Origin of the sequence: Bradyrhizobium sp. NP1 (assembly GCF_030378205.1) — a bacterium.
Taxonomy (GTDB): Bacteria; Pseudomonadota; Alphaproteobacteria; order Rhizobiales; family Xanthobacteraceae; genus Bradyrhizobium.
Window position 1 is genome coordinate 3,830,894 of the sequence record NZ_CP127385.1, and the last position, 16,080, is coordinate 3,846,973.

Annotated in this window: 11 protein-coding genes; 7 read left to right on the forward strand and 4 right to left on the reverse strand. The window is 63.5% G+C overall.

Going from position 1 to position 16,080, the window contains the following annotated elements:
- Nucleotides 1-67: 67 nt before the first annotated feature.
- The 3 genes from QOU61_RS18345 to QOU61_RS18355 all read left to right on the forward strand — a co-directional run bounded on the left by QOU61_RS18345 (nt 68) and on the right by QOU61_RS18355 (nt 2,263).
- A complete protein-coding gene (locus QOU61_RS18345) occupies nt 68-1,405 on the forward strand; it encodes a metallophosphoesterase family protein (RefSeq protein ID WP_289661272.1) in 1,338 nt (445 codons plus the stop codon).
- A gap of 61 nt (nt 1,406-1,466) precedes the next feature.
- Entirely contained in the window at nt 1,467-1,901 is a 435-nt protein-coding gene (locus QOU61_RS18350; RefSeq protein WP_289661274.1) for a hypothetical protein, read from the forward strand.
- Entirely contained in the window at nt 1,898-2,263 is a 366-nt protein-coding gene (locus QOU61_RS18355; RefSeq protein ID WP_289661276.1) for a hypothetical protein, read from the forward strand. The genes QOU61_RS18350 and QOU61_RS18355 overlap by 4 nt, the downstream gene beginning before the upstream one ends.
- Nucleotides 2,264-2,459: 196 nt before the next feature.
- Here the strand turns inward: QOU61_RS18355 and QOU61_RS18360 are convergent, their stop codons facing one another.
- Nucleotides 2,460-4,226, reverse strand: coding sequence for an adenylate/guanylate cyclase domain-containing protein (locus tag QOU61_RS18360; RefSeq protein WP_289661278.1), 1,767 nt, complete (start codon nt 4,224-4,226; stop codon nt 2,460-2,462).
- Between the two features lie 266 nt (nt 4,227-4,492).
- Here QOU61_RS18360 and QOU61_RS18365 point away from each other — a divergent pair, with 266 nt between their 5' ends.
- Entirely contained in the window at nt 4,493-5,878 is a 1,386-nt protein-coding gene (locus tag QOU61_RS18365; RefSeq protein ID WP_289661279.1) for an FAD-binding oxidoreductase, read from the forward strand.
- Nucleotides 5,879-5,947: 69 nt separating this feature from the next.
- Here the strand turns inward: QOU61_RS18365 and uvrA are convergent, their stop codons facing one another.
- The 3 genes from uvrA to QOU61_RS18380 form a co-directional block, all read right to left on the reverse strand.
- Nucleotides 5,948-8,917, reverse strand: a complete 2,970-nt coding sequence (gene uvrA / locus QOU61_RS18370) for an excinuclease ABC subunit UvrA (RefSeq protein ID WP_289661282.1) — start codon at nt 8,915-8,917, stop codon at nt 5,948-5,950.
- A 327-nt stretch (nt 8,918-9,244) separates the two neighbouring features.
- Nucleotides 9,245-9,973 (reverse strand): outer membrane protein, encoded by a 729-nt coding sequence (locus QOU61_RS18375; protein WP_289661284.1) that lies wholly within the window; start codon nt 9,971-9,973, stop codon nt 9,245-9,247.
- A gap of 249 nt (nt 9,974-10,222) precedes the next feature.
- Nucleotides 10,223-10,999 (reverse strand): outer membrane protein, encoded by a 777-nt coding sequence (locus QOU61_RS18380; RefSeq protein ID WP_289661287.1) that lies wholly within the window; start codon nt 10,997-10,999, stop codon nt 10,223-10,225.
- Nucleotides 11,000-11,416: 417 nt separating this feature from the next.
- Here QOU61_RS18380 and QOU61_RS18385 point away from each other — a divergent pair, with 417 nt between their 5' ends.
- From QOU61_RS18385 to QOU61_RS18395, 3 genes are all read left to right on the forward strand, one after another.
- On the forward strand, nt 11,417-11,902 hold the full coding sequence (locus QOU61_RS18385) for a single-stranded DNA-binding protein (RefSeq protein WP_289661289.1): 486 nt from the start codon (nt 11,417-11,419) through the stop codon (nt 11,900-11,902).
- A 525-nt stretch (nt 11,903-12,427) separates the two neighbouring features.
- The gene (gene gyrA, locus QOU61_RS18390; RefSeq protein ID WP_289661291.1) at nt 12,428-15,160 is read left to right on the forward strand and encodes a DNA gyrase subunit A; all 2,733 of its coding nucleotides are present in this window, start codon (nt 12,428-12,430) and stop codon (nt 15,158-15,160) included.
- 275 nt (nt 15,161-15,435) lie between these two features.
- Nucleotides 15,436-15,855 (forward strand): DUF1330 domain-containing protein, encoded by a 420-nt coding sequence (locus QOU61_RS18395; RefSeq protein ID WP_289661293.1) that lies wholly within the window; start codon nt 15,436-15,438, stop codon nt 15,853-15,855.
- Nucleotides 15,856-16,080: the final 225 nt, after the last annotated feature.

The following is a 16,080-nucleotide window of genomic DNA, read 5'->3' on the forward strand; positions in this document are numbered from 1 at the left end:
AAGGGCAAATTGTGTTGCGCACCCTATGCGGCGGCTCATTCCCTCTCCTCGATCAGGGGTGGTTATCATGCAATCCTCCCGGCCTAACGAGCCCAGTCGGCGCCGTGTACTCGCACTCGCAACGCTGCCGGTGCTCTACGTGCCGCTCATTCCCGATGCGCAGGCGCAAACGACGACCGCGCAAGCACCGTCTACCGAAGGGGCCGGATTTTCGTTCGCGGCGGTCGGCGACACCCGCCCGATGATGTACCTCCCGCTGAAGGAAGGGCAGCCGGACCTCAACAAGTTCTTCGTTGAGATGTTCGGGCTGGTCATGCCGGAGAAGGTCGCTGAAGCCGTTGTGGCGAAGGATGTGAAGATGATCTTCGATCCGGCCACAAAGGAGCTGACCAAGGTAATCATGCCATTCGCGTCCAAGACCGAAGTCATGACGCTGACGGTCGATAAAGGGTGGGTGACAGAGGCCTCCGTTGAGGACGTAAAGCTGCTTCCCGGCGTGCAGCGGACGATGTTCCGGCTCCAGGGCGGCGAATGGGTGACGCGTGAAATCGTGAAAGACGTCCAGTCCGGTCGCGCCAAATTCGTGGTCAATAGCGGTGATGCCGTATGGTGGGGCAATCAGGGTTTGACCGTCAGTGACAGCCCATACTGGAAGCGCGTGAACGATACGATGTTGAAGAAGCTACCTGCGCCGGACGACGAAATGCGTGCAGCCGGTCTGGATGGGCGCTTTTTCATGAGTGTGGGCAATCACGAGGTATGGGCGGACCCCAAGATTGAGGGCGTTCTCTCGGCCGTGCCGTATTTGAAGAAATTCGGCGTAACGCCCGAAAACCTCATTTACAAATTCGACTTCAAAGGCACCCGCTTCATCTATCTTTGGAGCGGCAAGTACGACTACCGTTCGCCTTCGCTTTGGGACGCTGATCGGCCAAAGTATGCCGAACAGATGACGCAGCTTCAGAAGTGGCTGGACGAAGCCAAGGCCAATGGCATTCGTAAGGCCTTTATTGTCTTCCACTATCCTGTGTTTGCGCGGTCTGGCTTAGGTCCAATCCCGGCCCCCGACAATCCGCACAAGGTGATCGCGTCGTATGCCAAGGACATGGAGGTGGTCGTGTTGAACGGGCACGTCCACACCACCGAAATCTACGAGGTAGATGGCGTAAAGTATCTGATGCTGGGCGGTGGCGGCGCGGAACAGGACCCAATTCTTCCCGGTCGCACGAGCATCAAGGTACCCGCTGACTATCCGCCGGACCTCTACTGGAAGGGACAGGCTCCGAAAGAGGAGTACAATTACGTGCTTGTCGATGTCCAACCCGGCCAGAAAACGAAATTCACCCTCAATCGGTTCAGGCCGTGGTCGGCAGAACCCTTTGGGGCTGAGGAACTCTTCAAGTGAGCCGGAGGCAGGCGTTTGCGGGAGTGAGGTTCTGGCGACAGCTCTTCTGATCATCCACGGATTGATCGCAGTCACACTGCTTGGCGCGATAACCCACCAGACTTTGGCGGCATGGGCATCGGTGGAGGCGCGACCGCCTTCATTCTTTGGCCGCTTTCGTTCCGTGCCGTCCGCCTTGTTTGCAAACGCCGTGGTCGCGCTGTATGTGGTCACGACGCTGCTGGGTGGGATCATCTACCTCTATTTCCGTGTGGATGTCAGACCCGAGTTGGAGCGCGCGGGTCACTGGCACGTACTCGGCTTCTTCGACCTCAAGGAGCACTTCGCAGCTATCGGATTGGCGTTGTTACCCGCCTACTGGGTTTGCTGGCGACGGCCGTTTGATGATGAGCCAGCCCAAACACGCACCGCGCTCACTTCGATCCTCGCCTTTATCGTTTGGTGGGGCTTTCTGTCCGGCCACGTCGCTAACAACATCATGGGTTTCGGCTCATGACGTCATCAGCGCCATTCCGCCGCTTTGCATTCGCGTTCGGGACCACGTTCGGGCTCTTCTACGTTGTCGCACTCGCCAAGGACTGTGCTCTCTTCACCGTTTTCCCGTCGCTCGGCGTCGTGCTCGCTGGCACGCATCACTCGCGAGATGTCGCCGACCCTGCGATGGGATTTCTGGCTCCTGCGATGTACTGGTACGGGTGGGCCGCGACCGCCGCACTCGGGGCGCTGATGGTCGGCCTTGTTGCTGCTGCGCTGCCCGGACGTTCGGCGCGATACGTTTGGTCGGGATGGGTGTGGCTAATTCCTGTGCTCTCGATGATCGCTTGCGTCTATCTCACTCTGCCCTGGTTTTGGCTCTGACTTGGGTGCGACTTCCGCAATGGGTCAATTGCGTCGATTTTGGCATGTCGGCACGACCGGCTAGCGGTTACTCTCGGAAGTGCGGGCTTGCCGATTGAAGGCATCGGTTTGAACATGATTCAAGCGCGGCGGCCTCCACAGCAGCAAATCCGGACCATCTCTTCGCAAGGTACATCGCCGGGGTCAGCGTGGTTGGTCAGCTTGGCAGGCCCGCCTTGAGGAGGCCGGCCTCGAGGCGCCGGCGGTCGGCCTCGTGCTTGTAATGCTGGGTCGCGAGGTACGCGGCCACCGAGAATTTCGGCTCGCGCTTTGTGACCTCTGTCGCATGCGCGGCGGCGGCGACCGCGTTGCCCATCTGCGCGAAGGTGGCTGCGAGGAAGGCATGATGGGTGTGGTCAGGCCGTGTGATCCGCGAGAAGGCCTCGGCGGCTTCGGCGTATTTCTCGGCGCAATAGCAGGCACGCCCCAGGTGACTCCAGAAACGCTCCGGGTGATAGGGGTTGAGGCGCATGGCCTTCTTGATCCAGTCGATGCCCTCCTCAGGCCGCCCAAGCCAGGTCAGGAGCTCGCCCTGCTGAACGACGACAAGGTCGTAGTTGGGGTTCAGCGCGAGCGCCCGTTCCTGGTGGTACGCGGCCTTGTCGTGATCATCGCGGTTCAGGTTCAGCGCGGCGAGAATCCGGTGAACGTCGCTGTCGTTGTCGTCCAGCCCCAGCGTGATCTCCAGCTCCGCGGCGACCTGCTGGAGCGCCGCATCGCGATCGGCGCACCAGTCATAAACCCAGGTCTGGCCCAGCACGCATGCCTTCCAGGCGTGAGCATGCGCATAATTCGGATCGAGTGCGAGAGCGCGGTCGAGCAGGTGCTGCGCTTCCGCGTTGTCAGCCCGCGTCGAGCGGTGATGCAGCACCTTGGCGGCCAGCACGCACTCATAGGCCACCATGTTGTCGGTGGGCTTGCGTTTCGCGCGGTCCTGCGTGGCGGCCTCGACGCGGCCGGGCAGCGTTGCGGCGATTGCTCGGGTCATCTCGTCCTGGATGGCAAAGACGTCCTTGATCTCGCGGTCATAGCGTTCGGCCCAGACGTGCCGGTCGGTTTCCGCGTCGATCAGCTGCACGGTGACGCGGACGCGGTCGCCCGCCTTCCGCACACTCCCCTCGAGGACGTAGTCGACGCCGAATTCGCGCGCGACGTCCTGAACCTTGACCGCCTTGCCCTTGTACACGAAGGCGGAGTTGCGCGAGATGACGAGCAGGTCGTGGAAGCGCGACAGCTCGGTGATGATGTCCTCGGTGAGGCCGTCCGCGAAGAACTCCTGCTCAGGATCGCCACTCATGTTAGCGAGCGGCAGCACGGCAATGGATGGCTTCTTCGAGCTTGCTGTCGCGACCGAAGTGTCCTTCGCGCCCTCCGGCGCACCTTGGAGACTGGATTCAAGCCGCACCCGAAAGGTGCGGATAGGCCGTGCGATATTCTTGACGCTCTGCTCGCCGAGATCGTCGAATTCGACGTCGTCCAGTCGCTGGCCGACCTGCTCGCGCACGGCGCCCGAAACACAGATGCCGCCGGGCTCGGCCAGCATTTGCAGGCGCGCCGCGACGTTGACGCCATCGCCAAAGATGTCGTTTTCATCAACGATGACGTCGCCCAGATTGATGCCGATGCGAAACTGTATCCAGCGCGCCGGCGGAACGTCGGCGTTGCGGCGCGCCATCCGGCGCTGAACCTCGGCCGCGCACAGCACGGCATCGGCAACGCTGTGGAATTCCACCAGCAGGCCGTCGCCCGTCGTCTTTATGATGCGGCCGCGATTCTTGGCAATGGCCGGATCGATCAGCTCGATCCGATGAGTCTTGAGACGCGCGAGCGTCCCCGTCTCGTCGACCTCCATCAGCCGACTGAAGCCGACCATGTCAGCGGAAAGCACCGCGGCGAGCCTGCGTTCTGGTTCAGGCACGTCCATCTCTCGGGTTGCTTCAGGAGAAACTCTAGCAGATGAAGGGCCTTTGCCCAAGCCGGTAGTTCACAACCTCGGCTCTGCTGGGCAACTGCTCAGCGAGACCAGCTCGGGCCTTGTCGTGACGGGCCGTGACGTTCGCAGGCGCCGGGCTTACCGAGCGGCCTCGGGGGGAGGGGCATCCATGGCGAAGGCCCGATTTTGCCGGGGTCCAATAATGGAGTAGCCTCTAACCTCACCCAGCCGATCAATTTGTGGAATAGGAGGACACCATGCAAGCCATGGCCACCGAAACATTCATCGGCAAAATGCGCGGCCCGGTTATCGGGCGAACGGATGCCGATTACGACGCCGTCCGAAGCCTCTACAACGGGATGATCGACAAGAGTCCCGTGATGATTGCGCGATGCACCGACGTCGCCGACGTGGTCACTGCAGTGGATTTTGCAAGACAGAACGATCTTCCGGTCGCGATCCGCGGAGGCGGGCACAACGGGCCGGGCCTTAGTAGTGTCGACGACGGGTTGATGATCGACATGTCGATGATGAAAGGCGTGCGGGTCGATCCCGTTGCCCGCACCGTCCGCGTCGGTCCCGGCTGCACGCAAGGGGATGTCGACCATGCCACGCATGTCTATGGGCTGGCCGTGCCGGCCGGCATTGTTTCGACGACCGGCATCGCCGGCCTCACGCTTGGCGGCGGCACCGGATACCTGACCCGCAAGTACGGTCTCACCATCGACAATCTGCTCGAGGCGGATGTCGTGCTGGCTGACGGTCGCATCGTCACCGCGAGCAAGTCGGAGAACGCCGATCTCTACTGGGGCCTGCGGGGCGGCGGCGGCAATTTTGGCATCGTCACGAGCTTCCTGTTCCAGGCTCATCCCGTGACCATGGTCTATGCCGGCCCGATCTTCTGGGATCTCGAAAATGCCCGGACGATCATGCGGAAGTACAGGGATTTCCTGCCCGGCGCTCCGGAGGAGCTCGGGGCGTTTGTCGGCTTGAAGACGGTTCCGCCGGTGGACCCGTTCCCGGCGGAGCATCAGGGCAAGCGCGCCTGCGCCATCATCGCTTGCTACAATGGCCCAACGGAAGCCGGAGAAGCGGTCATGGCCCAACTGCTCGCCGAGCTGCCCCCACCGCTCTTCAACTGGATGGGCGAAATGCCCTATCCCGCCCTCCAGTCCATGTTTGATCCGTTCTTTCCGAAGGGCTTGCAATGGTACTGGCGCGGCGATTTCGTGAAAGAGCTGACCGACGAAGCGATTGACGCCCATGTCGTCCAGGCACAGAAACTGCCGAGCACGCTCTCGCTTATGCATCTTTATCCGATCGACGGAGCCGTCCGTCGCGTCGGCAAGAGCGACACCGCCTGGAACACGCGCGACGCGACCTGGTCGATGGTCATCGCGGGCATCGATCCCAATCCGCAAAAGGCGGGCGAAATCACGCGCTGGACCAAAGGCTATTGGGAGGCCGTGCATCCCTATTCGGCTGACGGCTGTTATGTGAATTTCATGATGGACGATGGCGACGACAGCAGGCTCAGGGCCACCTACGGTGACAATTACGAGCGCCTCGTCGCCTTGAAGGCCAAGTACGACCCGACGAACTTCTTCCGCATGAACCAGAACATCAGACCGCTGCACGCGTAGACGATTGGCCTCCCGGCGACCACGTTCGACCATTCAGGGGCGATGATGATCTAAAGCGGAGGCAGCACGCTACTCCGCCGCCTCGCTAGCTCGGCTCTTGCGCGGCTTGTTCGCCTTCTTCAGCACCGGCTCCAGGAATTTGCCGGTATAGCTGCGCGGCGCCTTGACGATGTCCTCGGGCGGACCCCAGGCGACGATCTCGCCGCCGCCGTCGCCGCCTTCGGGGCCAAGGTCGATCACCCAGTCCGCGGTCTTGATGACCTCGAGGTTGTGCTCGATCACGACCACCGTGTTGCCCTGGGCGACCAGCTCGTGCAGCACTTCGAGAAGCTTCTTCACGTCGTGGAAATGCAGTCCCGTGGTCGGCTCGTCCAGGATGTAGAGCGTGCGCCCGGTGGCGCGCTTGGAGAGCTCCTTCGCAAGCTTGACGCGCTGCGCCTCGCCGCCCGACAGCGTGGTGGCCTGCTGGCCGACATGGATGTAGTCGAGCCCAACCCGGTGCAGCGTTTTGAAGGTCTCGCGCACGCGCGGCACCGCCTTGAAGAAATCGGCGGCTTCCTCGACCGTCATGTCGAGCACATCGGCGATCGACTTGCCCTTGAACAGCACCTCCAGCGTCTCGCGGTTGTAGCGCTTGCCCTTGCAGACGTCGCAGGTGACGTAGACGTCGGGCAAGAAGTGCATCTCGATCTTGATGACGCCGTCGCCCTGGCAGGCCTCGCAGCGGCCGCCCTTGACGTTAAAGGAGAAGCGCCCGGGCTCGTAGCCGCGCGCCTTGGCCTCGGGGAGACCCGCAAACCATTCGCGGATCGGCGTGAAGGCGCCGGTATAGGTCGCCGGATTCGAGCGCGGCGTGCGGCCGATCGGCGACTGGTCGATGTCGATGATCTTGTCGATATGCTCCAGCCCCTCGATGCGGTCGTGGGGTGCTGCGCCTTCGCTGGCATTGTTCAGCTTGCGCGCGATCGCGCGGTACAGCGTGTCGATCAGCAGCGTCGACTTGCCGCCGCCGGAGACTCCCGTGACGCAGGTGAACAGCCCGAGCGGTATTTCGGCGGAAATGTTCTTCAGATTATTGCCGCGGGCGTTGATCACCTTGATGGTGCGCCGGTGGTTCGGCGGCCGCCGGTCCGGCACCTCCACCGACAATTCGCCGGTGAGATACTTGCCGGTCAGGGAATCCGGGTTGCGCATGATGTCGGCAGGCGTGCCCTGCGCCACGATGTGGCCACCATGGACGCCGGCCCCGGGGCCGATATCGAGCACGTAATCAGCAAGCCGAATGGCATCCTCGTCATGCTCGACCACGACGACGGTGTTGCCGAGGTCGCGCAGCCGCTTCAGCGTCTCCAGGAGCCGCGCATTGTCGCGCTGGTGCAGGCCGATCGACGGCTCGTCGAGCACGTAGAGCACGCCTGTGAGACCGGAGCCGATCTGCGAGGCCAGCCGGATGCGCTGGCTCTCGCCGCCGGACAGCGTGCCGGAGGAACGCGACAGCGTGAGATAGTTGAGGCCGACGTCGTTCAAGAATCTCAGGCGCTCGCGGATCTCCTTCAGCACGCGCGCGGCGATCTCGTTCTGCTGGGTGTTCAGCGCCTCCGGCGCGGTCTCGAACCATTCGCCGGCGCGCTTCACCGAGAGCTCGGAGATCTCGCCGATATGCTTGCCGCCGATCTTGACGCACAGCGCCTCCGGCTTCAGCCGATAGCCATTGCAGGCGGCGCAGGGCACATCCGCAAAATACTTCGCCAGCTCCTCGCGCGCCCATTCGCTCTCGGTCTCGCGATAGCGGCGGTTGATGTTGGTGATGACGCCCTCGAACGCCTTCTTGGTGTCGTAGGAGCGCACGCCGTCCTCGTAGGAGAACTTGATCTCCTCCTCGCCCGAGCCGTGCAGCAGCGCGGTCTGCACCTTCTTCGGCAGGTCCTTCCATTTGGTGTCGAGGGTGAACTTGTAGTGCTTAGCCAACGCGGTCAGCGTCTGCAGGTAATAGGGCGAGGATGATTTCGCCCAGGGCGCGATCGCGCCCTTGCGCAGAGTTGCGTCCTTGTCGGGGATGACGAGGTCGTCATCGACATGCTGCTCGACGCCGAGGCCGCCGCAGGCGGGGCAGGCGCCATAGGGATTGTTGAACGAGAACAGCCGCGGCTCGATCTCGGGGATCGTGAAGCCGGAGACCGGACAGGCGAATTTCTCCGAGAACAGGATGCGCTCGGGCCCGCTCTTGTCGTGGATTTTTGCGACCTTCTTCTTCTCTTCCGCAGGCGCGGCGGGCTGGTCGGCGAACTCGATCACGGCGAGCCCTTCCGCGAGCTTCAGCGCGGTCTCAAAACTTTCCGCAAGCCGCTGGCCGATGTCCGGCCGCACCACGACGCGGTCGACCACGACGTCGATGTCATGCGGGAATTTCTTGTCGAGGGAAGGCGCCTCCGCAAGCTCGTGGAAGGTGCCGTCGATCTTGACGCGCTGAAAGCCCTTCTTCAGGTATTCGGCGAGCTCCTTGCGGTATTCGCCTTTGCGGCCGCGCACGACGGGCGCGAGCAAATAGAGCCGGGTGCCCTCGGGCAGCGCCAGCACGCGGTCGACCATCTGCGAGACGGTCTGGCTCTCGATCGGCAGTCCCGTGGCGGGCGAGTAGGGCACGCCGACGCGCGCCCAGAGCAGGCGCATGTAGTCGTAGATCTCGGTGACGGTGCCGACGGTCGAGCGCGGATTGCGCGAGGTCGTCTTCTGCTCGATCGAGATCGCCGGCGACAGCCCGTCGATCTGGTCGACGTCGGGCTTCTGCATCATCTCGAGGAACTGCCGCGCGTAGGCCGAGAGCGACTCGACATAGCGGCGCTGGCCCTCGGCATAGATGGTGTCGAAGGCGAGCGAGGATTTTCCTGAGCCGGACAGACCCGTGAACACGACGAGCCTGTCGCGCGGAATCTCGACGTCGATGTTCTTCAAGTTGTGCTCGCGGGCGCCGCGGATCGTGATCGCGCGCGTCCCGGAGCCGGCGTTTTGTTGGCGCTTCGCCCTGAGCACTTCATCCATATCGGCATTTCCAGACGCGCGGAGCGCGCTTTCGCTTTTTGACTCGGCATGATGTTTTCGGAAAACCGGTACCGATTTTTCCGTATCATGCCGCAGGCGCACGTCGGGAAAAGCCTCCGCGATCAGACGCCGTTGGGTGATGCTCGGAACATAGGAAGAACGGGTGGCGATTACCAGAGCCGTGTGCGAATCATCAACGGATTGTTGGTGCGCCAGTGTCCCGTGAACCGCCACACTGGCAGCAGATGGCACGAAAGCTGCGCCCAAAAAGCAAAAGGCCGGCTCGAGCCGGCCTTTTCCTCGACGCTGGAACCTGGTCGGCGCGGATCAGAACCTTGCGATGATCGGGGCGCCGAAGTGGTAGTTGATGCGCACCGCGACGAGGTCGACGTCGCCACCGGAGCGGTAGGCATCCGCCAGCGGCACGATGTTGGTGAAGCTCACATTGCGGCGGCCCGAGAAGATGTGGTCGTATTCGAGGCCGACCGACCAGTCGCGGGAGAGGCCGACTTCCACGCCGGTGCCCACCGCGCCGCCCCAGTGCGATTGATAGCCGGTCGAGCTCGTGACCACGCCGGTCGCGCTTGAGGTGAAATCGAAGCGCTGGTCGACGACGCCGGCGCCGCCCTTCACGTACCAGAGCACGCTGTTCCAGGCGTAGCCGACCTGCCCCGTGATCAGGCCGAGCGCATCGATCCGCGTGTTGATGTTGTTCAGGGCGTTGGCGAGGTTCTGCGTGCCGGCGCTGATGTTGGCAACATCGCCCTGGCCTTCGAGGCCGAATACCCAATTCGCTTGTTGCCAGCGATAGCCGAGCTGGCCGCCGCCGATCGCGCCGCCCGCGCTGTAGCAGCCAAGGCCGGCCCCGGTCGACAGGTTGTCGCGGCAGTCGTGTGCCCAGCCGCCGCCGGCATTGCCGCCGATGTAGAAACCGCTCCAGTCATAGATCGGCGCCAGCGGGGGCGCCTTGGTGTAGGCCCGCGGAAGGTCCGCCGCGAGCGCATGAGCCGCCCCCAGCGCCACCACGCCCACCGCAGCGAGTACGATCCTGTTCATATTGTGTTGCTCCAATTTCGTGTTGCGCTATTCCCGCGATTTCAAGATCAGCGCGCCCGGTCTTTAATCCCGCGGCGTGTGATGGAAGCGTGATAGCGACGCGAAAAGCGAAATCCCGTTACCGAAAGGCAACAGCCCAGGCGCAACCGCAGGATGCGTCATCGCGCCGGCGTCAAGCGAGCAGGCGGCGCAAAACAAAAAGGCCGGCGTGACGCCGGCCTTTTGCAGTGAAGCTGTGTTGTCGCGCGATCAGTACTTCGCGATCACGGGACCGCCCCAGCGATAGTTGACGCGGACGAGACCCATATCGATGTCCTGGGTGATGCGCGCAGAGCCGAACGCGAGGCCGCCAGGGGTGAGGAAGTTGTAATTGCGGTTGCCGGTGAAGATGTGGTCGTACTCGACGCCGACCGACCAGTTCGGGGCGAAGCCGAACTCGAGGCCCGCACCAACCGTGCCGCCCCAGCGCGTGTCGTTGGCGGAGGCGAGCAGCGTCCCCGGAGGTGGTACGATCGAGGCGGGGCCCGCAAACACGTTAAAGCTGTCGCCGACAACGGCGCCGCCGCCCTTCACATAAAGCAGCACGTTGTTCCAAGTGTAGCCGATCTGGCCGGTGAACAGGCCAAATGCGTCGATCCGGGTGCGGTTGCGATTACCGGTGAAGATGCCGATGTTGTCGCCCGTGAAGTCGGCCCAGTTGCCCTGGCCTTCGAGGCCGAACACCCAGTTCGACATCTGCCAGCGGTAGCCGATCTGTCCACCGACCGTGCCTCCGGTGGCATTGCGGCATCCGTCAGCAGCAAATGGGGTGAGAGGCACCGCTCCAACGGCGAGGATGGTCGCGCAGTTGTGCGATGAGCCGCCGCCGCCGTTGAAACCGACGTAGAACCCGGTCCAGTCATAGATCGCGGCGATCGGCGCCGGAGGCGCCTTGGTGTAGGGCCGTGCCGCGAGATCGGCGGCGGAAGCGGGAGCGGCCATGCTGACCGCGGCCAGACCCAGCGCACCCAACAAAATCTTTCTCATTACATCCCCTCCGGATTTCATCCGCTTCATGGTCCCCAAAGCGGATCGCCGTCTGTCTCAAGCGGCGAGAACCATCCAAATTCCGGCTGAAAACATAGCCGATTCATACCGAATTACCGTCTCCGAAAAGCAACACACGGTAGCGAAGTGGGGGCGCCGGAAGTTAATGTTTTTTAATCTGAATTGGCCCGCGAGACTGCTTCCGGCGAGATTTGGCCGTCATCACGGCGTTAGATTCTGTTGGTGCCGGACCGGGGCTTGGAGGAATCCCGGAACAAAACTGGAACATCGTCGAGATGCGCGCTATATGTGTGGATAGCGGGAGCGGACAGGGCGCCGCCCGCGAGCGAGGCGTATAGGTCGTGCGTCGCGGCATGGCGGACGGCTGGCCAGTAATTTCGAGAGTGGAGAAGGGTGATGGCGGGAAGCGTGAACAAGGTGATTCTGGTCGGCAATCTCGGCAAGGATCCGGAGATCCGGCGAACCCAGGATGGGCGGCCGATCGCCAATCTCAGCGTGGCGACCTCGGAGAGCTGGCGCGACAAGGCGACCGGCGAACGCAAGGAAAAGACCGAGTGGCACCGCGTCGTCATCTTCAACGAGGGCCTGTGCAAGGTCGCCGAGCAGTATCTGAAGAAGGGGGCCAAGGTCTATATCGAGGGCCAGTTGCAGACCCGCAAATGGACCGACCAGAGCGGCGCGGAAAAATATTCGACCGAGGTCGTGCTGCAGGGCTTCAACTCCAATCTCACCATGCTCGACGGCCGCTCCTCCGGCGGCGGCAGCTTCGGCGCGGATGAGGGCGGCGGCGATTTCGGCTCGGCCGGTGCCTCGAGCCCGCCACGCCGGGCGGTTGCGGCCGGCAGCCGCAACAGCGACATGGATGACGACATCCCGTTCTGACGGCTGACGAACGTCATCCGCGCCCCGAGCGGGGCGACCGGCGATTTGAAGCCGGGTCTTGCGGATTCGACGCAAGGGTCTTCGCGGCTTCGCGAAACGGGCCGCGTTTAAAGCGCTTTGTGAAGCTCCCTGGAGGCGCGCCGCCCCGGCTTCGGCGCGGCCGCTCGAACGCGCTGAAAATGGCGACCAAAACCGGTTTCGAGAGGCGATTTCGGGGGCTGACAACCGGTCGCTGAAGGGGCCCGTAAGTCACTGTAAAAACGAAGGGAAAAAGCGCCGCCCAAGGGCCGTCCGGGGTGGCGATTTCGCCTCCGATGCGCTATATGATTCCGCATAGCGTCGGATTTGACATTCGCTCTAGGTGTAGGGCGGGGCGTGTCGGCGAATGTCAAATCCGAACCGCTGTCCGCCAACCCATCCTGGCTGGTGTTTCCTTGGTTCTCGGCTTCGCACCAGAACGCGCTGGCGATCGCGTGCGAAGGCCGGACGAGGGAATAGCAGCGCGAACGACTGACCGGATCCTCCTTGTCTGACACCGACGATAACAAGCCCGGCGAGCCGCCGGCGCCTTCCGATATTCGGCCCGTCTCCATCCTCGACGAGATGAAGCGCAGCTACCTCGATTACGCCATGAGCGTGATCGTGGCGCGCGCGCTGCCGGACGCGCGCGACGGCCTGAAGCCGGTGCACCGGCGCATCCTGTTCTCAATGCATGAGCAGGGCTACACGCCCGACAAGAAGCACAAGAAGTCGGCCGGCATCGTCGGCGACGTGATGGGCCAGTACCATCCGCACGGCGACCAGGCGATCTACGACGCGCTGGTGCGCATGGCGCAGGGCTTCTCCATGCGCGAGCCGCTGGTCGACGGCCAGGGCAATTTCGGCTCGGTCGACGGCGATCCGCCGGCGGCGATGCGCTACACGGAATCCCGGCTCGCCAAGATCGCGCTGTCGCTGCTCGACGACATCGACAAGGACACGGTCGACTTCCAGGACAACTACGATGGCTCGGCGAGGGAGCCCACCGTCCTGCCGGCGCGCTTCCCGAACCTGCTGGTCAACGGCGCCGGCGGCATCGCGGTCGGCATGGCGACCAACATCCCGCCGCACAATCTCGGCGAGGTGATCGACGCCGCCACCGCGCTGATCGACAATCCCGCGCTGTCGATTGACGAACTCATCAACATCATTCCGGGTCCGGATTTCCCGACCGGCGGCATCATCCTCGGCCGCCAGGGCATCCGTTCGGCCTATCACCTCGGCCGCGGCTCGATCGTGATGCGCGGCAAGGTGACGATCGACACCATCCGCAAGGATCGCGAAGCGATCATCGTCACGGAGATCCCCTACCAGGTCAACAAGGCGACGATGGTCGAGCGCATCGCCGAACTGGTGCGCGAGAAGAAGATCGAGGGCATCAGCGATCTGCGCGATGAATCCGACCGCGACGGCTATCGCGTGGTGGTCGAGCTGAAGCGCGACGCCATGGCGGACGTGGTGCTGAACCAGCTCTACCGCTACACGCCGCTGCAGACGACGTTCGGCGCCAACATGGTCGCGCTCGACAACGGCCGTCCTGAGCTGATGAACCTCAAGGACATGCTGACGATCTTCGTCGCATTCCGCGAGCATGTGGTCACGCGCCGCACCAAGTACCTGCTCGGCAAGGCGCGCGACCGCGCCCATATCCTGGTCGGCCTTGCGATCGCGGTCGCCAACATCGACGAAATCATCCGCGTGATCCGCACCTCGCCCGATCCGAACACCGCGCGCGAGACGCTGATGTCGCGCGACTGGCCGGCGCAGGACGTCAGTGCGATGATCACGCTGATCGACGATCCCAGGCACAAGCTCAACCCGGACGGCACCGCGCGGCTGTCGATGGAGCAGGCGAAAGCCATCCTCGACCTGCGCCTGCAGCGGCTGACCGCGCTCGGCCGCGACGAGATCTCCGAGGAGCTCGACAAGCTCGCCATCGAGATCGCCGACTACCTCGACATCCTGCGCTCGCGCGCCCGCGTGCAGGCGATCATCAAGGCCGAGCTCGCCGCCGTGAAGGCGGAATTCGCCAATCCGCGCCGCACCCAGATCATCGAGCAGGAAGGCGAGGTCGAGGACGAGGACCTGATCCAGCGCGAGGACATGGTCGTCACCGTCTCGCACGCCGGCTACGCCAAGCGCGTGCCGCTGTCGGCCTATCGCGCGCAGCGCCGCGGCGGCAAGGGCCGCGCCGGCATGCAGACCCGCGAGGAGGATTTCGTCAGCCGCCTGTTCGTGGCGTCCACCCACACGCCGGTGCTGTTCTTCTCCTCGCGCGGCCAGGTCTACAAGGAGAAGGTCTGGCGGCTGCCGGTGGCGGCTCCCAACGGGCGCGGCAAGGCGCTGATCAACATCCTGCCGCTCGAGCAGGGCGAGCGCATCACCACCATCATGCCGCTGCCGGAGGATGAATCGTCCTGGGCCCAGCTCGACGTGATGTTCGCCACGACAGGCGGCAATGTCCGCCGCAACAAGCTGTCCGACTTCGTCGACGTGCGCCGCTCCGGCATCATCGCGATGAAGCTGGATGAGAGTGAGGCGATCGTCGACGTGCAGATCTGCACCGAGCGCGACGACGTGCTTCTGACCGCGGCGGGCGGCCAGTGCATCCGCTTTCCCGTCACCGACGTGCGGGTGTTCACGGGCCGCACCTCGATGGGCGTGCGCGGCATCGCGCTGCCCAAGGACGACAAGGTGATCTCGCTCACCATCCTGCGCCACATGGACGTCGACGCCGAGGAGCGCGCCGCCTATCTGCGTCGCGCCAACGCGGTGCGGCGTGGCGGCGTGGAAGAGGAGGCGGGCACCGACGCCGAGGAGACGGCCGCCGGCGCCATCGAGCTCGGCGAGCAGCGCTATGTCGAGATGTCGGCGGCCGAGCAGTTCGTGCTGACCATCAGCGAGAACGGTTTTGGCAAGCGCTCCTCGTCCTACGAGTACCGCACCACCGGGCGCGGCGGCAAAGGCATCGTCGCGATGAGCGTCAACAACCGCAACGGCAAGCTGATCGCGTCCTTCCCCGTCGAGGACAATGACCAGATCATGCTGGTGACCGACAAGGGCCAGCTGATCCGCTGCCCGGTCGAGGACATCCGCATCGCCGGCCGCTCCACCCAGGGCGTCATCGTGTTCGACACCGCCGAGGACGAGCATGTCGTCTCGGTCGAGCGCATCGGCGAGGAGGGGGAGAATGGGAATGGTCAAACGAATGGCGAGTAGCGAATAGAGCTCCATTCTACCCGCTCCTGGATCTCGCTGCCGATCTCCTGGAGAAGATCGCGCGGTGCGAAGATCCGCCGTGTCGAACCCTTCGACGAAGCGCTCATAGGTCTTGCTCAGCTCGGAAAGCGCGGCAGCCGCGGCCTTGCCTTGCCCTGTCCTGCAAGCCGCACCCGGCTGATGGCCGCCCGCAACTTCATCGAACCGTCATATGCCAGCCCAAACCGCGCGGCTGACCGAGATTGTTCGCTGCGCGATCTTGAATAGGGGTAACATTGGCTGCCGGGCAATTGGCAAGCAACCAGGAGGAAGTCATGAAAATGCACATGATGGCTTTGCTCGCAGGTGTCGCAATTGGAGCTACCGCGGTCCAGGGGCTCAACGCCCAGGGAGCCAAGCCGAAAGCCTACTCGGTCGGTGAACTTGAAATCCTCGATGCATCGGCCCAGGCGGCATACCTGCCGTCGGCCCGCAAGGCGATAGAAGCAGCGCATGGACACGCGTTGCGCACCGCCGCCGGACGGGTTGTCCATATCGAAGGTGGGCCTGCTCCCAAGAGTGCCGGGATCGTCGAATGGGACAGCGTCGATGACGCAGTCGCATTCTACAAGTCGAAAGCCTGGACGGACCTCGCCCCTGAGCGCGACAAGGCAACCAAGGTCGTGCGCAGGTATGTCGTCGAGGTCGAAAAGTAGCTCGCTTCGCCGCCGCGGGCACCGGCTCGCAGCGCCCGAGATCCAAGCGCCTCGGGGCGAGGTTGTCGCCCGGCTGCCTCGCCTCGCGGTCTTTTGGCGCCGGCCTGAGCGCGATGGAATTGGTCTGAACCGCTACCGTGATCCAGGCCCGTCGTCGCTCTCAACGCCGAGCGGGATTCCAACATTCGCATCCCGTTTTGGCAGGCATGCTTGCGAACGTTGGAA